At 60.2% G+C, this 19711-nt stretch carries 20 protein-coding genes; 9 read left to right on the top strand and 11 right to left on the bottom strand.

What is annotated here, in order from left to right:
• Positions 1-81: 81 nt before the first annotated feature.
• From M516_RS0119925 to M516_RS0119915, 3 genes are read right to left on the bottom strand one after another with little or no spacing between them, the layout of a single operon-like run.
• The gene (locus M516_RS0119925; protein WP_029100675.1) at positions 82-2028 is read right to left on the bottom strand and encodes a TRAP transporter permease; all 1947 of its coding nucleotides are present in this window, start codon (positions 2026-2028) and stop codon (positions 82-84) included.
• Positions 2029-2559 (bottom strand): DUF1850 domain-containing protein, encoded by a 531-nt coding sequence (locus M516_RS0119920; RefSeq protein ID WP_029100674.1) that lies wholly within the window; start codon positions 2557-2559, stop codon positions 2029-2031.
• 6 nt (positions 2560-2565) lie between these two features.
• A complete protein-coding gene (locus M516_RS0119915) occupies positions 2566-3567 on the bottom strand; it encodes a TAXI family TRAP transporter solute-binding subunit (RefSeq protein WP_029100673.1) in 1002 nt (333 codons plus the stop codon).
• Between the two features lie 201 nt (positions 3568-3768).
• On the opposite strand from M516_RS0119915, the gene M516_RS0119910 reads away from it, so the two are divergent.
• From M516_RS0119910 to M516_RS0119900, 3 genes are all read left to right on the top strand, one after another.
• Positions 3769-5055 (top strand): sensor histidine kinase, encoded by a 1287-nt coding sequence (locus tag M516_RS0119910; protein ID WP_029100672.1) that lies wholly within the window; start codon positions 3769-3771, stop codon positions 5053-5055.
• 4 nt (positions 5056-5059) lie between these two features.
• The gene (locus M516_RS0119905; protein WP_029100671.1) at positions 5060-5980 is read left to right on the top strand and encodes a response regulator; all 921 of its coding nucleotides are present in this window, start codon (positions 5060-5062) and stop codon (positions 5978-5980) included.
• Between the two features lie 181 nt (positions 5981-6161).
• Positions 6162-7217 (top strand): tetraprenyl-beta-curcumene synthase family protein, encoded by a 1056-nt coding sequence (locus M516_RS0119900; protein ID WP_029100670.1) that lies wholly within the window; start codon positions 6162-6164, stop codon positions 7215-7217.
• A 10-nt stretch (positions 7218-7227) separates the two neighbouring features.
• Here M516_RS0119900 and M516_RS25755 read toward each other — a convergent pair whose 3' ends face one another.
• A complete protein-coding gene (locus tag M516_RS25755) occupies positions 7228-7401 on the bottom strand; it encodes a DUF5325 family protein (RefSeq protein ID WP_029100669.1) in 174 nt (57 codons plus the stop codon).
• Between the two features lie 120 nt (positions 7402-7521).
• On the opposite strand from M516_RS25755, the gene M516_RS0119890 reads away from it, so the two are divergent.
• On the top strand, positions 7522-8142 hold the full coding sequence (locus tag M516_RS0119890; protein ID WP_029100668.1) for a PilZ domain-containing protein: 621 nt from the start codon (positions 7522-7524) through the stop codon (positions 8140-8142).
• Positions 8143-8247: 105 nt separating this feature from the next.
• On the opposite strand, the gene M516_RS0119885 is transcribed toward M516_RS0119890, so the two are convergent.
• Positions 8248-8451 (bottom strand): hypothetical protein, encoded by a 204-nt coding sequence (locus M516_RS0119885; RefSeq protein WP_029100667.1) that lies wholly within the window; start codon positions 8449-8451, stop codon positions 8248-8250.
• 31 nt (positions 8452-8482) lie between these two features.
• Positions 8483-8704, bottom strand: a complete 222-nt coding sequence (locus M516_RS24035; protein ID WP_035290384.1) for a hypothetical protein — start codon at positions 8702-8704, stop codon at positions 8483-8485.
• A 152-nt stretch (positions 8705-8856) separates the two neighbouring features.
• Between M516_RS24035 and M516_RS0119875 the strand changes: the two genes are divergently transcribed.
• On the top strand, positions 8857-10014 hold the full coding sequence (locus tag M516_RS0119875; RefSeq protein ID WP_029100666.1) for a PQQ-dependent sugar dehydrogenase: 1158 nt from the start codon (positions 8857-8859) through the stop codon (positions 10012-10014).
• On the opposite strand, the gene M516_RS0119870 is transcribed toward M516_RS0119875, so the two are convergent.
• The 3 genes from M516_RS0119870 to M516_RS0119860 are packed head-to-tail and all read right to left on the bottom strand — an operon-like array spanning position 9989 to position 13656.
• Positions 9989-11032 carry an MFS transporter gene (locus tag M516_RS0119870; RefSeq protein WP_035290381.1) on the bottom strand — a complete coding sequence of 348 codons (1044 nt, stop codon included), beginning with the start codon at positions 11030-11032 and terminating at the stop codon, positions 9989-9991. The two genes, M516_RS0119875 and M516_RS0119870, sit on opposite strands and share 26 nt — an antisense overlap.
• 55 nt (positions 11033-11087) lie before the next feature.
• The gene (locus tag M516_RS24030) at positions 11088-11963 is read right to left on the bottom strand and encodes a hypothetical protein (RefSeq protein ID WP_051188314.1); all 876 of its coding nucleotides are present in this window, start codon (positions 11961-11963) and stop codon (positions 11088-11090) included.
• Positions 11953-13656 (bottom strand): sigma-54 interaction domain-containing protein, encoded by a 1704-nt coding sequence (locus M516_RS0119860; RefSeq protein WP_029100664.1) that lies wholly within the window; start codon positions 13654-13656, stop codon positions 11953-11955. The genes M516_RS24030 and M516_RS0119860 overlap by 11 nt, the downstream gene beginning before the upstream one ends.
• Before the next feature lie 236 nt (positions 13657-13892).
• Here M516_RS0119860 and M516_RS0119855 point away from each other — a divergent pair, with 236 nt between their 5' ends.
• The 3 genes from M516_RS0119855 (at position 13893) to brnQ (ending at position 17523) form a co-directional block, all read left to right on the top strand.
• The gene (locus M516_RS0119855; RefSeq protein WP_029100663.1) at positions 13893-14813 is read left to right on the top strand and encodes a proline dehydrogenase family protein; all 921 of its coding nucleotides are present in this window, start codon (positions 13893-13895) and stop codon (positions 14811-14813) included.
• A 287-nt stretch (positions 14814-15100) separates the two neighbouring features.
• Positions 15101-16030 (top strand): DNA-3-methyladenine glycosylase 2, encoded by a 930-nt coding sequence (locus M516_RS0119850; RefSeq protein WP_029100662.1) that lies wholly within the window; start codon positions 15101-15103, stop codon positions 16028-16030.
• Positions 16031-16173: 143 nt separating this feature from the next.
• The gene (brnQ, locus tag M516_RS0119840; protein WP_029100661.1) at positions 16174-17523 is read left to right on the top strand and encodes a branched-chain amino acid transport system II carrier protein; all 1350 of its coding nucleotides are present in this window, start codon (positions 16174-16176) and stop codon (positions 17521-17523) included.
• On the opposite strand, the gene M516_RS0119835 is transcribed toward brnQ, so the two are convergent.
• Positions 17520-18443 (bottom strand): DMT family transporter, encoded by a 924-nt coding sequence (locus tag M516_RS0119835; protein ID WP_029100660.1) that lies wholly within the window; start codon positions 18441-18443, stop codon positions 17520-17522. The two genes, brnQ and M516_RS0119835, sit on opposite strands and share 4 nt — an antisense overlap.
• A 158-nt stretch (positions 18444-18601) precedes the next feature.
• The gene (locus M516_RS0119830; RefSeq protein WP_029100659.1) at positions 18602-19057 is read right to left on the bottom strand and encodes a DinB family protein; all 456 of its coding nucleotides are present in this window, start codon (positions 19055-19057) and stop codon (positions 18602-18604) included.
• Between the two features lie 174 nt (positions 19058-19231).
• Between M516_RS0119830 and M516_RS0119825 the strand changes: the two genes are divergently transcribed.
• A complete protein-coding gene (locus tag M516_RS0119825; protein WP_029100658.1) occupies positions 19232-19654 on the top strand; it encodes an acyl-CoA thioesterase in 423 nt (140 codons plus the stop codon).
• Positions 19655-19711 lie beyond the last annotated feature (57 nt).

Genomic DNA, 19711 nt, shown 5'->3' with positions numbered 1-19711 from the left:
GCTTCGCGAAAAAAAATAGAAAAAGGCTGTCGAGATGGCATCGACAGCCTGAAATGGCTTCAGGAAACCGTATGGCACATGCTACGAAGCAACCTGAATCTGCTGCTTTTCCTTGCGCCCCTTGTAATAGGAGAGACCAAACACGAGCGCCAGCAGGGCAAAGCCCGACAAGTCGGTGGCCAGCCCGGGAATCACGGCCAGGACGCCGCCCGCGATCGCCAGGAGACGCTCCAGCGGATTCAGCTTCGACATCCAGAAGCCGATCAGCCCGGCGCCTACACCGATCATGCCGATTGTGGAGGTGATCATCACCCACACCGATTCCCAAAACGTGGTGTCGATCAACAGCAGCTGCGGCGACAGCACGAAGATGTACGGTGCCATAAAGGCCGCGATGGACAGCCTTGTCGACTCCACGCCGGTCTGGATCGGTTTTGATTTGGCGATACCCGCCGCGGCGAACGCCGCCAGCGCAACCGGCGGTGTAATGTCGGCGACGATTCCGAAGTAGAAGGTGAACATGTGCGCGGCGATGTCCGGCACGCCCATCTGGATGAGGGCGGGAGCCGCGATCGTCGACGTGATGATGTAGTTGGCCGTGGTCGGCGTCCCCATCCCCAGGATCAGCGACGCGATCATGGTGAAGAACAGGGTGAGAAACAGAATGCCGCCCGCCAGGTCAATCAAGCCGTTGGCCAGTTTCAGCCCGATGCCGGTCAGCGTGACCGTCCCGACGATAATGCCGGCGCAGGCCGTTGCCGCCACCACGCCCAGAGCGGTGCGGGCACCGGAGGCGAACGCTTCCAGGATGTCCGCGAGCGACATGCGCGTCTCTTTGCGGAACGCGCCGACGACGACCGTCGACGCAATTCCGATGATCGCGGAGCGCTCTGCCGAGACGCCCATCATCAGCACGACGATGATCACCAGAATCGGCAGCAGCAGATACAGCTTCTTCAGCACTTCCTTTTTGTCCGGCAGCTCTTCCGGGGACAGGCCGCGCAGCCCGAGGCGCTTGGCTTCGAAGTGCGTCATGATCCAGATCCCGGTGAAGAACAGGATAGCCGGCAGCGCAGCCGATTTGGCAATCTCCAGGTACGGAACGTTGATGAACTCCGCCATCAGGAAGGCGGCGGCGCCCATGACCGGCGGCATGATCTGTCCGCCGGTGGAAGACGATGCTTCGACGGCGGCGGCAAACTCGGAACGGTAACCCAGGCGTTTCATCATCGGAATGGTGAAGGCACCGGACGTCACCACGTTGGCGACGGAGCTTCCGCTGATCGTTCCCTGCAGGGCGCTGGAGAAGACGGCCACCTTTGCCGGTCCGCCGATGCGGCGTCCGGCAATCACGAGCGACAAATCGTTAAAGTATTCGCCGACGCCGGTCTTTTCCAGGAAGGCGCCAAACAGGATAAACAGGAAGATAAACGTAGACGACACCCCGAGCGGCGTGCCGAGAATCCCCTCCAGCGTGTAGTAGGAATGGCCGATGATTCGGTCGACGTCGTTGCCGCGGTGTTCCAAAAAGCCGGGCATGTACGGGCCGAAGTAGGTGTACAGCAAAAAGAGGGAGGCGATGATGGAGATCGGCAGGCCCACGACGCGGCGGGACGCCTCCAGCACCAGGAGAATCGCAATGCCCCCGATCACCAGGTCGAGCGTGGTGTAGTTCCCCGTACGCATCACCAGCCCGTCGTAATCGATGACCCAGTAGAGCGATACCAGGACGGCGACGATGGACAGGATGATGTTGACGATCCCTACTTTGCCGCTGTTGTTTCCCTTGGAGCGGCCGGCGTAGAGCAGAAAGACCAGCCCCAGGCCAAACGCCAGGTGGATGGGGCGGTGAATCTGCGGCGGCAGTGTAAAAAAGAGCGAACTGGACAGTTGGTAGACGGAAAACAGAACCAGCAGGACGAAGGTGATCCACTTCATCGGGCCGGACAGTTGGCGTACGGCGGATTCCTTGTCGTACTGCGCAATCAACTGTTCCATTTCTTGTTGACTCATGTGTTGCGTGCTCATCTAGTACCCTCCAATCGCTTGCAAAATGGAACGCTTCTCCACCCGGATGGTTACCGCCGCGCCCGGTTTGTCCACGTCGGCGAGCGGTATTTCCTGTCCGGCGAACAGCAGTGTATGATGAGCCCTCACCTGCCCGATGAACAGATGGAGGGCGGGGAAGGCGCGGTTCATGTTGACGATGCGAAACAGACCGTCACGGCTGATCAGGTGTTCACCGGGAGCCAGTTGGCTTTCCATGCCGATCCCGTAATCCTGAAAGGTCAGTTCGGATAGAATGATCTGCCCGTTTCGGACGCGGTACGTCTCCACGACGGGCGTGCGGTTGATGGAATGAGTCCAGCGTATGGCAAATGTGCCGTTTTCAGCGATTCGGCCGCTCCAAACCGGCCGGTTTGTCTCCGTGTCGCGAACGACCAGAGCGGGGAACATGGGGATGAGAGCCACCAGAATGACAGCGGTCAAAAGAAGGAAGGAGAAAAGGCGGAACGACGTCCGCCCTTTCCCGGTTCCTACCTGTTTGCGCAGAAACATGGGGTCTTACTTTACGCCTTTTTCGTCAAAGAACTTTTTCGCGCCCGGGTGTACCGGCAGGCTGACGCCTTTCAGCGCGTCTTCGATCTTGATTTCCTTTGCCTTGGCATGACCCAGTTTGTCGGTGTTTTCAAAGATTGCCTTGGTTACCTTGTACACCAGGTCTTCGCTCAGGTCGGAGCGGACGACGAGCATCGACTTGACGGAGACGGTGGTGATTTCTTCCGGTACGGTCTGGTAGGTGTTGGCCGGGATCGTCGTTTTCACGTAGAACGGATACTTCTGGATCAGCGCGTCAATCTTGTCCGCGTCAACCGGAATGATTCTCACGCCTGTGGTGGCAGCCAGCTCGGTGATGGCCGCGGTCGGCGTGCCGGCCGTCTGGAACGCGGCGTCCAATTGGCCGTCCTGAATGGCTTTCGCGGAGTCGGCAAAGGAGAGGCGCTGCAGCTTCAGATCGTCAAAGGTCAGGCCGTACGCCTCCAGGATTTGCTGGGCGTTCATTTCCGTTCCGCTGCCCGGAGAGCCGACGGAGACGCGCTTGCCTTTCAGGTCGGCGACGCTGTTGATGTTGCTGTCTTTGGAGACGACGATCTGAATGGTCTCGTTGTAGAGGGCGCCCATCGCCTGGAACGAATCGATTTTGCCGTCTTGTGCGAACATGTTGGTGCCTTTGCTTGCGTACTCGGCAATGTCGTTTTGGACAAAAGCAATGTCGGCTTTCTTGTCGCGGATGAGGCGGATGTTTTCTGCCGAAGCGCCGGTGGCTTGGGCTGTCGCCGTTACGCCGGCGTTTTTTCCGATGAGATCAGCCATGCCCCCGCCAAGCGGATAGTAGGTGCCGCCGGTGCCGCCGGTCGCGATGATCAGTTGGCTCGGATCGCTGCTGCCGCCGCCGGCATTGCCGCCCTGGCCCCCTTGCGCATTGTTTCCGCCGCTGCCGCATGCCGTCATGAGCGACATTGTTACAAGCAGCGTCAGAGAGAGAAGCAGACTGCGCTTTTTCATGAAAATTCCCCCTTATGTAAATAATCATACATATCCTATAGTACCCTTTTTTCGCAATAATACAATATTTCTACGGAAAATAAGGGACTATACTCCTGGTCAGTGTAAGCGCATACCTACAAAAAACTACAAAAATCTATAGAAGAATATAGTAAAATATAAAATAATGTCGAAACCTTCTTGAAACGAAAGCGGAAACCGATGAGAGAAAGCGTATACATCCTCATGCTGATGCTGATTGCCGTGCCGATCGCAGGCGAGTTGAAATTTCACCCGTTTCAGGACGATTTTCGCGTGAGTTTTGGCACGACCGCCTTTTTCTTTTTCCTGCTGTGGCTGCGCAAGATCCCGGCGTATGTGAGCGGACCGCTGACCGGCTGCCTGGTGGTGCTGTTCCGGGTGGGGCTCGACTGGTTGGGGTCCGATCGCTTTGACTTGCTTGCGTCGATCCACATGCACCTGCCCGCCTTTTTCTTTTACGTGACGTATTCCTGTCTCTTCTCGCTGTTCCGCGTCAACGAGCGGCATCACCGGCCGCTTTTGGTCGGCGGGCTGGCGACACTGGCGGAGATAGGGGGCAACCTGGTGGAGCTCTTGTTTCGCGCGTCGTCGTGGGAGGCGGTGCTTCAGCTTTCGGTGATCTGGCCGGTGTCGGCGATCGCGCTGATTCGCAGCTTTTTCGTGCTCAGCTTTTTCAACGTGATCCAGCTCCGCCAGGCCAAGTGGATGGAGGAGCAGCAGCGCATCCGCAGCGAGCGCATGCTGATGCTGATCGCCAGCCTGTACGAGGAGTCGGTTCATCTGAAAAAAACCTTGCGGCAGGTGGAGGAGATCACGCGGGAGTGTTACGATCTGTACCGCCGAATGAAGGACAGCGCCCGCGACGAGAACGGCGAGGCCTTCGCCCGGCAGGCGCTGCGCATCGCCGGGCAGGTACACGAGGTGAAAAAGGACAACCAGCGGATTTACGCCGGTCTGTCCAAGCTGATTTCCGACGAAAACGCCAAGGACTACCTGCCGCTGGGAGAGCTGATCCGCATCATCGTCCGCGCCAACGAAAAGTACGCCCGCCTGCTGGGCAAGGACATCCGCTTTGAGGCTCGCGTGGACGCGCCCGAACTGCCCTGCCACATCTACACGACCCTGTCGTTGGTGAACAACCTCGTCGCCAACGCCGTGGAAGCGATCCGGGAGCGCGGTACGGTTGCCGTCTCCGCCGCTTTGGACGAGAGGCAGGAGTGGCTGCGGTTTGCGGTCGGCGACGACGGACCGGGAATCGCCGTCAAGGACAAGGAACTGCTGTTCAAGCCGGGGTTTACCACCAAGTACGACGTGTCGGGCCAACCGTCCACCGGGATCGGGCTTTCGTATGTCAGGGAAGTGGCGGAAACCCTGCAGGGGCACGTCGAGATCTGCGAAAACACGGACGGGTACGCCGCTGTCTTCATCATTCGCCTGCCGGTCGCCCATCTTGTGCAGAAAGGATGATGACATGCGCTATTTTATTGTGGATGACGATCCGGCCATCCGTTCGATGCTGGCTCACATCATCGAGGACGCCGATCTGGGGGAAGTGGCCGGAGAGGCGGAGGACGGTTCGCGGATCGACAAAAACTACCTGGAACTGAAGGGAGTCGACATCCTGCTGATCGACCTGTTGATGCCGAACCGCGACGGGATTGAGACGGTTCGGCACCTGGCCGGCTTTTCCGGCCGCGTCGTCATGATTTCGCAGGTTGAATCCAAGGACATGATCGCGGAAGCGTACTCCCAGGGCATCGAATACTACATCACCAAGCCGATCAACCGACTGGAGGTGATCAGCGTCCTGCAAAAGGTGCGGGAGCGCATCCTGCTGCAGCGCTCCATCGAGGGCATCCAGCGATCGCTCAGCGTGTTGACCGGAGGTGCGGGCGGCGAGCGAAAGGAGCAGCCATTGCGGGAAAAGACGATCCGCACGGCGGGCAAATTCCTGCTGACGGAATTGGGGATGATCGGGGAGAGCGGCAGCAAGGATTTGCTGGACATGCTGGACTACCTGTACCGGTTGGAAAAGGAAGAGGCCGGCGACTACAGGTTTCCCGCCCTGAAAGACATCTTTGCCAGCGTGGCCGTGGAGAAATTGGGCCGGCAGGCGGCGGCCGCCGACGTGCAAAAAGAGGTAAAGGCCGCGGAGCAGCGGGTGCGCCGGGCGATCTATCAGGCGCTGACCCACCTCGCGTCGCTCGGGTTGACGGACTATTCCCATCCGAAGTTTGAAAGCTACGCGACCACCTTTTTTGACTTTACCGAAGTGCGCAAACGGATGATGGAGCTGGAGACCCGGATCGAACCGGCTCCGTCGTCCATCCGGATCAACGCGAAAAAATTCATCCTGGTGCTTTATCTGGAAGCAAAACGGCTGATCGGATAGCGTTTGGCGATCACCTCATGACGTTCCTTCCCCCTTTCAAGCCTGGTGACAGATGGCTCCGGCAGGAGGTGTTCCCCTTCTTTTCGGAAGGTGTGAAGAATTTGGCATGCACGGGGCAACAATGAGGAGAAGAGAGGGCATTTGTGGTAAGATAGTGCTATGTGTGTAAGGAGGGAATGACGTGAGGGAACTACGACAACCGTGGCAGCTGCTGTACAGGATCTACCGCCATGTCCGGCCTGTACTGGAGCGGGAGTTCGCCGCCTGGTACCGGCGGGCGCAGGCGATTCCGGACCCGGAACTCCGCAAGCAGGCGCTGTCCAGCATGGAGAGCAAGAAATTCCACTGCGAGGGAGGATCCGTCTACGCCGCTCAGGTGGTCCCTCACGTCGAGGTCGTCGTACCGCTTATCGTAGCCTACCAAACCATCAGCGATTACCTGGACAATCTCTGCGACCGCAGCACGTCGCTTGATCCCGAAGACTTCCGGCAGCTTCACCTGTCCATGCAGGATGCCTTGACGCCCGGCGCTCCGCTGCGGGATTACTACCGGTTTCGCAAGGAAAAGGACGACGGGGGCTTTTTGGCCGACCTCGTGCTGACCAGCCAGCGCCATGCCGGGCAGCTTCCCGGCTACGGCAAAATCATGCCGCGCGTGCTGGAGCTGTCCTGCCTTTACAGCGACCTGCAGGTGTACAAGCACATCGCCCACGATCAGCGGGAGAAACGGCTGCTCGCCTGGTGGGACGAGCACAAGGATCGGCACCGGGATCTGTACTGGCAGGAGTTTGCCGCCGTTACAGGATCGACGATCGGCATCTTTGCCCTGTTTTGCCTGGCGACGGAGCCGCACATCCGGGACGAAGAGATCGAGGCGGTCAACGCGGCCTACTTTCCGTGGGTGTGCGGGCTGCACATCCTGCTGGATTACCTGATCGACCTGGAAGAGGACCGGTTGGGCGGCGATCTCAACTTTGTCAGCTATTACGCCTCGGAGCAGGAAGCGACGGAGCGAATGCGGTACTTTATTCAACAAGCAAAGGCAAGCGTCGACCGCTTGCCCAATCCTGCGTTTCACCGTATGATCGTGGACGGATTGGTCGCCTTTTACCTCGCCGATCGCAAGGTAAACCGGAGCCAGCCGCACATTTACACCATTGCCAGAGAGCTGTTGAAACAGGCCAAGGGGTTGCCTTCCGTGCTGTTTTACGTGAACAGCCTGCTCGTTCGGCGCTGAGGCCGGAGGGTCAGCGCATGTGTTTGCGCTTGTAGGAAAAGCCGAGTCCCATCAGGACGCAAGCCCCGACGATTCCGCCGACCACGCCGAGCCAACTGCGTTCGCCGATGGCCACGCCTACCCCGATGAAGCATGCGGCCACGGCAAGTGCCAACGCCAATGTAATCCATTGATAACGACTCATTGGTTCTGTAACCTCCTATCTGTCAATGTTCCCATTATACCTCATTTTCCGTGAAAACGATCGCGTGAAGTCATTCCGGAAAAGCCGGCAAATTTTTGTGTGAAGTGGTGGAGACTGCAGATGGAAAGCATCTTGCAAATTCGAAAAGGCAAGCAATTGTTTGAAGGCAGCGTTACCTATGAAGAGGGCGACCTCATCGAGGCCGTCTTTCCCGACCAGGTGGAAGTGACGGTGGGGGACCAACTGCCTTGTTTGCGAACCAGCAATTACGACACCATCAGCAATTTTGAGGCGGTGGTGCTGGCCAAAGAACGCAATCGCCTCTTTTTGTTCCACTCGCCGACCGTCTTGGAATTTCGCGAGCAGCGCCGCCGCTATCCGCGGTTTGACATGGACGTCCAGGGCTGGATCCAGTATCAGTCCGTTGATCCTGCCGCGGCCAATGCCTTTTCCTATCAAAAGGTGGATCTCGTCAACCTGAGCCTGGGGGGATTGGCGATCCGCACCAACAAGCCCGTTCCCGACGAACGGAAGCTGTTCTTCTACGTGGAGCTGTACGGCCGCAATCGCGCCGACGGCATCGTACAGGCTGACCTGCAGGTGATCCACGAGCGTGTCGAGGGACCGCATTACTTCTACGGCTGCAAAATTGTCGGCATCAGCTCCAGGTATTTCCACACCTTGCGCAAGTACCTGCTGCAGCGGCAGTTGGCGGAACGGAGGATGATTCAACCGGAATAGCCGAATGCAAATTGGTTCTGCAGGGAACCAATTTTTTTCTGTGCTGCTGCTTGGGGGAGAAGGTAAGGAGGCCGGCGCCCCCTCATGGGAACGCCGGCCCGCTTGTCAACGGCTTTGACGGGACTTGCCATCTGCACCAAAGACATGTCGGAGCATGGTGTACCGGACAGCAGAAACGCTGTGGAACACAAAGGCGACATGTTCATCGTGCGGCTCCAGATGGTAACGCGTAATGCCGTGGCTGGTCAATACCCGGATGAAGTGCACCGCGTCCTGGAGACGAACGGAAAAGTACAGATGCTTCGTCATGGCAATCACCTCCTTTCCGAGAGCGAGGTCATTACACATGCAGATAAGGAAGGCCGTCATAGCCAAACGTCCGGAAAACAAGCTGGTATTGGCGTGCGGGCAAATCCGGAAACACCAGGGCCACATAGCCGTCTGGGATGCTGATGATGCGGTGTGTCTCTTCCAGCACAAACGGAATCCGAAAGCGGATAAATTTGCGCGTGTAGCGGGGAAGACGACTTTTCCGCACCAAGTAGAAGCAGGAATGCACCATGGAATCACGCTCCTTCCGAAAGGGAGCGTAGCAGAAAAAACTGGATAAAAGTAGAAAAAAGCCTGCAGGAGTGGGAGAGTCATCCTGACCGCCGTTTGAACAGGGGCCGAAATGACCAAACTGACAGAAAAGATGGATGTCGGAGGGATGAGATGAGGAAGTGGATGATGGCCGCCGCTGCGGCTCTCGCCTTGACGGCCGCCGGCGGGTGTGAGGCAAACAGCGTGGAACGGCAGGAGAGTCCGGCGGCGGAACCGGTCGTCGCGGCTCCCCGTCCGACGGTGCTGGCGGACGAGCAGGTGCCGTACACGCCGGAGACGCTGGCGGACAACCTGAATGTGCCCTGGGCGCTGGACGTTGCCCCGGACGGGCGCATCTTTTTTACCGAGCGGCCGGGGAGCGTGCGCGTGATCCAGCAGGGTAGGCTGCTTCCGGAACCGCTCATTACCTTTCCCGCGCCGTTCATAAGCGAAGGGGAAGGCGGGCTGTTGGGGCTGGTCGTCGATCCGGATTTTGCCGCGAACCACTGGCTGTACGTGTACCACACCTATCGCCAGGGAGGCAGCACGTACAACCGTGTCGTGCGGCTGCGGGAGGAGAACAATCGGGCGCGGGTAGACAAGGTGCTGATCGACAGGATTCCGGGGAGCGTCATTCACAACGGCGGACGACTGAAAATCGGACCGGACCGTCGGCTGTACGTCACCACCGGCGATGCGCGCGTCCCGGATCGGGCCCAGGACCGCTCCAGTCTGGCGGGGAAAATCCTGCGCCTCAACCTGGACGGCACGATACCGGCAGACAATCCGTTTCCGCAATCACCGGTGTACAGTTGGGGGCACCGCAATCCGCAGGGGATCGGCTGGAGTCCGTCCCATGGCGGCATGTACAGTTCGGAGCACGGCCCCTTTGCCCACGACGAGATCAACCTGATCGAGCCGGGGGGCAACTACGGCTGGCCGGTCATCCAGGGGGATCAGCAGGCCGCCGGCATGAAAGCGCCGATCCTGCACAGCGGCGACACCACCTGGGCCCCTGCGGGAATGACATTTGTCACCAGAGGGCCGTGGCAAGGGCGGCTGCTGGTCGCCAATTTGCGCGGTGAACGAATCCTGAACGTCGCCCTGGACCAGGGGAACCCCTCTGCCGTCCAATCGTTTTCCGTTTTTTACCAAAACAAATACGGTCGGCTTCGCGATGTCGTGGAAGGGCCGGACGGTTCGCTCTACCTCCTGACCAGCAACCGGGATGGACGCGGTGACCCTAGGCCCGGAGACGACCGCATCATTCGGCTGAGACCTGGACGCTAGCCGCCTCGGTGCGGCGGCGTCCCCAGATGACCCGCTGCAGCAGAATGCCTGCCGCCCCAATCGCCGCGATCAGGAAGCCGATCCGTTGAAACGACGGGCTGGCGCCCCAGGCGGTGATCAGCAAACCGCCCAGCAGCGGGGCGGCGATGAAGATCGCGCTCGTCAACGAATTGAAAATGCCCATCACACGCCCAATCGCTTCTTTGGGCGTTTCCTTTTGCCGCAGGTAGGCAGAGCCGACTGAGGTGAGACCGGTGCCAACGCCGGCGAGAAAGGCTGCGATCAACAGCCAGTGAATCCCTGACCCCGGCCGGTACAGCCCCAGCCAGGCAAATGCTCCCCCGATCAGCAGCACCCCTCCCCCCAGCACCCAGCCGTACGCAGTGATCTCTCGAAACCGGCCGAGCCCGGTCACCGTCAGCAGCGCCCCCAAGCCGATCGCGCTGGTTTTCCAGCCGAGCAGCTCCGGATGGGCGGGCGCTTTTTCCCGCAAAATGACCACGAACTGCGCATCCACCAACTGGACGGCCATCAGGGCGATCAGGGAATAGAGCGTGCTCGCAAACAGCACGCGGCTGCCAATAAGAATCCGCCATCCTTCCTTCCACGATTCGCCGAAGCCGGACCGCTCCTCCTGCGCTGCGGCTGTCGGCCGTGCTTCCTCCATGTTTCCGGTGGAGGAGAGAATGGCGGCGGACAGCAGAAAGCTGCAGGCGTTGACGATCAGGCAGGCGGACGGGGAGACGAAGGCGGCCGCCGCGGTAAGCAGCGCCCGGCAGAGGTCCGTGGCGATCATCAGGCGCAGCTTGTTCCGCCGGTCGGCCAAAAAGCCCGCCACCTGTCCCAGGACAAGCCCCGGACCGGCGTACACCAGCGGCAGCAGTGCCATCAGCATCGGATCGGCCTGCCAGACGTACCCGAGCAGCATCGTGACGGCGATAAAATCAAACCAGTCGCCCAGGGTCGACAGGCTGTACGCGGCGAACATCCGGACAAACACGCGGTTGTTCCAAAGCAACAACAATTCCCCCTTTCGTTCCCTTCCAGGGTAAGGGGGAATTGTCAGAGGTGTATCAGAAAGGCCGTTGGACCAGCGCGGGAATGGAGCGGGCCAGGTAGTCAAAGCGGTACTCGGCCGCCAGCTCCTCCCAGAGCGTGCTGTATTTGTGCTGCCATTCCGCGTCCCAGCCGAAGGTGTCCAGAAAAAAGAGCACGAGGCGAACCCCGTAGATGAAATGCGGGACAAACCTGGAGGCGCGCAGGACCTCCATGCCCTCCTCCACCAACTGCCTGGCCTGTTGTTGTTCGGCGCGGCGGTACATGCACATCCCTTTGAGCAGGGTGAGCGAGCCCAGCTCCCGCTGCATCGGGATGCGGCTGAGCTGCTCTTCCGACCGGCGGATGAGCTGTTCCGCTTCCGTCAACCGGTCCCGCAGCAGCGCGTAGAGAATCTGGGTGTACCGGAGCAGCAGCGTAAAGCTGTCCGAACCAAGCCGGGCGACGATCCCTTCGGCTTTGGCCATCTGCCGCTCCGCTTTATCCCACTGGCCCGTTTCCAGGTACAGACCGATCACGTTGATCTCCAGCTCGTCCCGCCACCGCGGGGGAAGGCGGTCCGGCTCAGACCGCACCCGCTCGAACAGCCGCAGCGACTCCCGCGGGTTCTTCTGCACCATGGAGAAGATGTGCAGCAGGTAGAACAGCTTTTCCTCAAACGGGATGGACGATGTCTCCACAAACCAGGCAAAATCGCCCCGGACAAAGCGGATGTAGACGGCGTAAAACGGGTCCAGCTCGATGCCGAGCACGTCCCGGTGAGCGGAGAGCGTCTGCAGCGCCGCCCCCATTCCCATGCCGTGGTACAGTTCCAGCAGGCGGATGGTTTCGCCGCCGCGGGAAACCGTGCACGCGTCCGGTTGGAATTGCAGAAGCGTCCGCTCACCGCTCATGGCTGATCCCGTACTTTCTCATTTTGTTGTACAGCGTGCCGCGCGAGATGCCGAGCAGGTCGGCCGCCGCCTTTTTGTTTCCGTAGGTGCGGTCCAGCGCGGACAGGATGCGCTCCCGCTCCGACAGGGCCGGGTCCGGGGCGAACGCGTAGCCCGCCGGTGAAGCGTGGGGAACGGGCGCGTACGGGGGTGTCAGCGGCAGCACGGCGGGCGGCGGCGCCATCGTCCGGGTGCGGATGGCGGAAGGCAGGTGCTCCGGCAGAATGACGCCCCCTTCCTGCAGGATGGACAGGCGCTCGATCACGTTGCGAAGCTGCCGGATGTTGCCCGGCCAGGCGTAGTCAATCAGGGCGTGCATCACTTCCGGAGCGATGCGAGGGACGGGCTGCTCGTTGGCGATGGCGTACTCGTGCAGGAACATCTGCACCAGCTCGGGAATGTCCTCGCGCCGCTCCCGCAGCGGCGGAATCTCCAGCGTAAAGACGTTCAGCCGGTAGTAGAGGTCTTCGCGAAACCGGCCCTCCGCCACCATGTGTTCCAACTGGCGATTGGTGGCGGCAACGATCCGGGTGTTGACGGTGATCGGCTCGGTGCCTCCCACGCGGTAAAACTGCCGCTCCTGCAGGGCGCGCAGCAGCTTGACCTGCAGTTCCAGCGGGAGTTCGCCGATTTCGTCCAAAAACAGCGTTCCGCCGTGGGCCAGTTCCAGCTTGCCGGGCTTTCCCTTTTTCTCCGCTCCGGTAAACGCCCCGCCCTGGTAGCCGAACAGCTCGCTCTCAAACAGCGCGGCCGGGATGGCCCCGCAGTTGATGGCGATAAACGGCTTCTCCCGCCGCCGGCTGGCCTGGTGGATGGCCTGGGCGAACAGTTCCTTGCCCACGCCGCTCTCGCCGTAGATGAGGACGGTGGCATCCGTCTGAGCCACCTTGCGCGCCGATTGGATGGCCGACTGAATGGCGGCGGAATGTCCCTTGATCGTGAAAAACGGGTCGTCGGCCGCCTGAAACCGGCTCATCTCCTGCTGCAGGTTGTGCAGGTGGGCGGTGGTGTGGGCCAGTTCTTCGTTGAGCCGCACCAGTTCGGTAATATCCTGTTCGATGGAAATGGCCCCGATAATGTCCCCTTCCTGCCGGATCGGGGCGGCGTTGATCAGCACGTGCCGGTCCGGCCGGGGGATGTGGTAGACCCGCTGCACCGAGGTGCCCTGCTTGAGCGCGTCCAGGAGGCGGATCGACTCGCTGTCAAAATGGGCGTCCAGCGGCGTGCCGACCACCTGCGCCCGGTCGATTTCGTAAATGTTCTCGGCCGCCTTGTTCCAGTACTGGACCACGTTGTGCGTATCGACGATCGTGATGGCCTCGCTCATCGTGTCCAGCAGCGTGTGCAGCAGGGCGGACTGGTTTTGCGCCAGCGTGACGAAAGCGCCGAACAGCCGATGGGCGGTCACCAGGCCGGAGGGCGTGCCCGCCTCGTTGAGCGTCACCAGATCGGGCACAGAGGGGCGCCCCCAGGCAAGCAGCCGTTCACCCGCCTCCCGCAGCGTCTCCGTCTCCGGGACGGCGAGAACGGCAGCGTCGCGACCGTCGACGCGAAGCACACCTTCCGTTTCGCCGGCACGTATACTGACAGCAGCGGAGCCGATCGGCACGGCCAGGGAAGCCAATGGACAATCGAGAGAAAATAACGGTTTCAAAAAACCACTTCCTAACCAAACTAGAAGTACACGCATGGTACAGACCAAACACCGGATGGGTGGTGTGTACCGTGTAATCAAAAGTGTACAAGAATGGACACAATCTGTACATATGTGTGTAATTTCCTGTTCGGCAGCCAGCAGAATGGCCGGCTTCTGCCCTGTTCGTCCTGTTTGGCACGATTTCTGCTAGGAAGATGGACACAGATGCATGTTGAGGAGGAGACCGATTTCCCATGGAACAACTCATGAAAGACTTTTTCCTGTTCCTGTCCAAAAACAAGACGCTGAACGCTGCGGCGAAAAAGTGGGGCCTGCGGTTCGGAGCGAGCCGCGTCGTCGCCGGTGAAACGATTGCCGAAGCGATCAGCACCGTTCGCCAGTTGAACCAAAAGGGGCTCGTCTGCACGCTGGACCACCTGGGCGAATTCGTCTACAGCGTGGAAGAGGCCAACGAGTCGGCAGACTACTGCATCAAAACGCTGGAAGCGATTCACCAATCCGGCGTGGACTGCAACCTGTCGCTGAAAATGACCCAGCTCGGCCTGGACATCAGCCGCGAGCTGTGCATGAACAACATGCGGCGGATTCTGGACGCGGCCAAGAAAAACGGCAACATTTTCGTGCGGATTGACATGGAGGACTACGCTCACAACGAAGTGACGCTGGAGATCCTGGACGAACTCCTGCAGGACTACGACAACGTTGGCACCGTCATCCAGGCCTACCTGTACAAGTCTGCCGATGACATCGAAAAGCTGAAAGAGAAGAAGGTCAACCTGCGGCTGGTCAAAGGGGCGTACAAGGAGTCCCCGGAAGTGGCCTTCCCGAACAAGGCGGACGTGGACGAGAACTACAAGAAGATCATCAAGCAGCACCTGCTGAACGGCTGCTACGCCGCGATCGCAACGCACGACGACAACATCATTGCCTACGTCAAGCAATTGGAAAAAGAGTACAACATTCCGCGTACGCAGTTTGAGTTCCAGATGCTGTACGGCATCCGTCCGCAGTCGCAGGTGGAGCTGGCGCGCGAGGGGTACAAGATGCGCGTCTACGTGCCGTACGGCAACGACTGGTACGGATACTTCATGCGCCGTCTGGCCGAGCGTCCGGCCAACGTGGCGTTTGTGATCAAAGGGCTGTTCAGCAAGTAGGAAGCCGCCGCACTTTCCTCGCCTGCCCCCGCGTTGGGCGGGCGGAGGATGCCCTTTTCCCGCAGGCGGTTGGCCAGGATTGGAGACGACAAAGCGCATTCGCCTGCTTCGGTGGTGGGGCGGGTGCGCTCTTTTGCCGTTTGCCCCACGCCGTGCCCTTCAAACCTTTCCTTTTCCGATTTCTTGCCGTTTCATCCCCCCTCGTGTGACAAATGGCGTTTCTTGTTGTAGGCTGGAAACAGCACAGACGGGCTGGATGTCCGCGCAGAGAGGAGCGATGTGTGTCGATGGACGGTTCCATCATTGACGTGAAACCGCCGTATTCGTTTGAACGGCTGCTGAAGAGGCTGGAAACGCACCCGGACCCGCAAATGCAGGTGGAGGCGGAGGCGCGGGTGATCCGCCGCGTGTTTCGCGTCGGACAGCGGCCGGTGGTGGCTGCCCTGCATTTTACCGGGGATGTGGAGCAGCCGGCGATCGAATGGCGGACAGATGCGGCCCTGACCGCCGGTGAGAAGGAAGCGCTCGAGGGGACGATCCGGCACATGTTCAGTGTCGACGTCGACTTGGAGCCGCTGTACCGGCACATGCGGCAGGATGATGTCCTGCGCCCGCTGACGGAGCGCTTTCGCGGGCTGCGTTTTTTGCTGGACGCCGACTTGTTTCAGTCGATGGTCCGGACGATCATCGGTCAGCAGGTGAATCTGCCGTTTGCCGCTGCCTTGACCCGCCGGCTGCTGGAGTTGGCCGGGGAGAAGCTGCAGGACGAACAGGGCCGGACCTATCTCGCCTTTCCCACGGCCGAGGCCGTCGCCCGCTTGGAGCCGGATGCCCTGCGGCCGCTGCAGTTCAGTCAGCGCAAGGCGGAATACATCATCGACTTTGCCCGCGCCGTGGCGGATGGCCGTGTCGATCTGGACAGTCTTTGGCGGATGGAGGACGAGGAGATTTTCGCTTGTCTCACCCCGCTTCGCGGTATCGGCAGATGGACGGTGGAGTGCCTGATGATGTTTGGCATGGGCCGGCCGGATCTGCTGCCCGCGGCCGACATCGGACTGCGCAACGGCATCCAGTTGGTGTACGGCCTGCCGGACAAGCCGGACGAACGGGAGATCCGCCGGATTGGCGAGAGCTGGGCGCCCTGGCGCAGCTACGTGTCGCTCTATGTGTGGGAAGCGGTCGGCGCGGTCAAACGAAAGGAAGAGCGGAACGCATGACGCCCCGGGGCGTCATTTTTTTGGACTTGAAAAAAATGAAGGTTAGGTATATAGTAAACATTCGTGTAATACCGGAAAAATTCATATAGACTATAAAAACTTTCAAAAAATTCAAATTTAACTGAGAGTTGGAGAGGAAAACCATGAGAGAGTTAACCCATAGAGAGACCCTGACCATCGGGATGATGCTGTTTGCCCTGTTCTTCGGGGCGGGCAACATGATCTTCCCGCCGGCCTTGGGGCAAGCCGCCGGTACGCATGCGTGGGAGGCCATGGCCGGGTTTATCCTCACCGGCGTGGGGCTGCCGCTCCTGGGCGTCATCGCCACCGGGATGAGCGGCGGAAATTTGCAGACGCTGGCCGGCCGGGTTCACCCTGTATTCGGCGCTGTTTTTACCGTTGTCGTCTATTTGGCCATCGGGCCGTTTCTGGCGATTCCCCGAACCGGAACGGTTGCCTTCGAGATGGGCGTGCTGCCGTTTCTCCCGGAAGGCGCGAAGGAGAGTTGGGTGCCGCTGTTCCTCAGCACGTTGGTCTATTTTGCCGTCACCTTCTGGCTGTGTTTGCATCCATCCAAACTGGTGGACCGCATCGGCAAGGTGCTGACGCCGGCCCTGCTGCTGATCATTGGCGTGATGTTCGTCCAGTCGCTCGTGCATCCCATCGGAAAGGCGGGCGAGCCTGCCGAAGCGTATCAATCGGCGCCGTTCTTCAAGGGCTTCGTGGAAGGGTATCTCACACTTGACGCCCTGGCCGCCCTGGTGTTCGGCATCGTCGTCACGTCCACGATCGAAGGCCGCGGCATCACCGGGCGCAAAAAGCTCGGGTGGGCAACCGTCAAGGCGGGGATGATCGCCGCCACCGGATTGGCGCTGGTCTACCTCGCGCTCGCGTACCTGGGGGTGACCAGCTACTCGCTGGGGCAGTCCGAAAACGGCGGGCAAATCCTGACGTCGGTGGTTCAGCACCTGTTTGGCTCAAAGGGGCTGCTGCTGCTGGCGGCCGGTGTCATACTCGCCTGCCTGACGACGTCGGTGGGACTGGTGACCGCCTGCAGCCATTTCTTTTCGGAACGACTGCAGGGCGTGTCGTACAAAACCATGGCGATGATCCTGAGCCTGTTCAGCGCGGCTGTGGCCAACGTCGGCTTGACCCAACTGATTGCGATCTCCGTTCCCGTGCTCCTGATGATCTATCCGATTGCGATCGTGCTGATGCTGCTCTCCTTCCTGCATCGCCTGTTCCGCGGATACGCGGAAGTGTACGGCGGAGCGACCATCGCTACGGCGGTCATCAGCATCGTCGACGGGGCCAAGCAGTTCGGTCTTTCGCTTGACGGGATCACGTCGTTATACGCACACCTTCCGCTTTACCACGAAGGCATCGGCTGGCTGCTCCCCGCAGTATGCGGAGCTGCGATCGGCTTCCTCGTGGGAGTCGTCCGCCAGCCGGGCAGCGCGAAGTACCAGGAAACAACAAGCGGCACACCCTAACGGGGTGTGCCTTCGTTTTTGTCGTACGATTCCGCTTGCTGCAGGTTGGACAGGGCGACGCCGCCAAAGATGAACGCGGCTCCCGCAAAAAAGCCGAGGCCCAGATGCTCGTTTAAAAGAAGCCAGCCGAGCAGCGCGCCCACGACCGGCTGGATGAAGAAAAACCCTGCCCCGCTGCCTGCCTGCATCAGCTCGAATCCTTTGTTCCACAGGTAAAACGCCCCCGCCGTGGAGATGATGCCGATGTAGAGCACGCCGGCCCAGATCTCCCAGCCGAACCCCCAGGAGACGGGCGTCACCGACAGTTCCCAAACCATCAACGGACTGGTAAAGATCATGCCAAACAGGGCGACGTAGGTCGTCACCGACAGGGACGAGTAGCGGAGCGTCGCCTTTTTGCTCAACACCGTGTACAAGCCCCAACTGACCGCCGCCAGCAGCAGAATCAGGTTGCCGATCAGGGACGATTGGGCATCCGCCTCGTCCGGGACGCCGATGACGATCAGCACGCCCACGGTGGCCAGCAGGATGCCGGTCAACTGCCGCCCGTTAATCCGTTCCTTCAACAGCCAGACGGCAAAAAGGGCGATGAAGGCGGGCGACGCCGAGGTAATCAGCGCTCCCATGTGGGCGGTGGAGAGCTTGGTGCCGACAAACTGGGCGGCAATCGAGATCGTGACGCCGACAAACGCGACGGCCATGATGAGCGGAAAGTCCCGCCTGGCAATAAACTCCCGCCGTGCCGCGACAAAGGCGCCCAGCACCACCAGCGCGATGGCGAAGCGGATGATCAGGAGCGTAAACGGCGGGATCACATCCAGGACCACTTTGCTGACGACGTACACGCCGCCCCAGATGGCGGCGGCCAGAGTGAGGCACAAGCCTCCAAACAACTGCTGCTTCCACTGCGGATTCATCATGTAAGCCCCTCCCGGGAAAATGATGTGATGCGTGTGGCGTGCCGGGGGGACATCCGAGGATCGTTCCCTCGCCGGCTAGGTGAGGAGAACGCCGGGTACATCGCATTCAAACAGCGTACGCGCCATCGTGTTTCACCTCCCGAACGAATGGGGAAAACTTACCGGCTGCCTCCGTACTTGCGAATCAGACCGATCTGGCCGGCGTGGTAACCGGTGTGGTAGACCAGCCGTCCCAACGCCTGCCGCGGGGTAAGCGTCCCGATCGGCGCCTGCACGGCAGCGTCCCACGCATCCACGGGGAACTCGTGGAGTGATTCCAGCAGATGGGCGTAGGACGAGTCCCGAAACGACAGCAGGGCGTCAAGGTCGGTAAACTGCCCCTCGTCTTGGACCGGACCAATGGTGAAGAGCGTCACCCCGTCCGGCAGAGGGCGGCCGAAAAACATCGCACAGAAGCGGTACTCCACCTCGGCAATGTGGCGGATCAAAAATCCTACCGAGTTGGAACCGGGGGCGAGCCTCCAGGCAAGCTGTTCCGCTTCCAGGTTGGCCAGCGCATCCAGATAGCGCGAACGGGCGGTTTGGAGGGCGGGAAGCATCATCTGTTCGAACATGGACACCATCCCTTTCAGCGTGCGGCTCCGCACGTGTCTGTACGTCCTATTATAAGGAATGCGAGAAGAAAAAACAGCGGAATCCTTCCGAATATTCCGAATGAATATTCACTCAGCGGCGGCGATTCGCTATACTGGAAACAAGACAGGCGAAGGGAGAGAGGGGCGATGGGGATGCAGCATCTGTTTGATCTGGTCGTTCGTTCGACCGACATCGACGTGATCGGGCACGTCAATAACGCCAAATACCTGGAGTACATGGAGTGGGCCCGGTTTGACTGGATGTGCCAACAGGGGTTTACGCTGGAGGAGCTGAAGCGGCGGCAGATCATGCCGGTCGTGGTCAGCATCCAGATCAACTACCGCAAAGAGCTGCGGATGCTGGAGCAGGTGCAGGTGCGCACTTCCGTGGTGAAGATCGGGGAGAAGAGCTTTGTCGTCCGCCACGAGCTGTACAATCAGCGGGACGAACGGGCGGCCGACGCCGACGTGACGATGGTGATGATCGACGCTGTGCAGCGCCGCTCCGTCCCGCTGCCGGACGATCTGGCCCGCGCGCTGGCTGACGCGCTGCCGAGCGGGCAGGCCAGCGGGTAACGAACAACATGGTCAGACTGCCAACAATGGCCTCTCCATTTTACCCGTTTTTCTTCT

It is taken from the genome of Brevibacillus thermoruber 423, from assembly GCF_000454065.1.
In the GTDB taxonomy this organism is placed as follows: Bacteria; Bacillota; Bacilli; order Brevibacillales; family Brevibacillaceae; genus Brevibacillus; species Brevibacillus thermoruber.
Note: the sequence above shows the minus strand (reverse complement) of the source record. Positions and strands in the feature narration are given on the sequence as shown.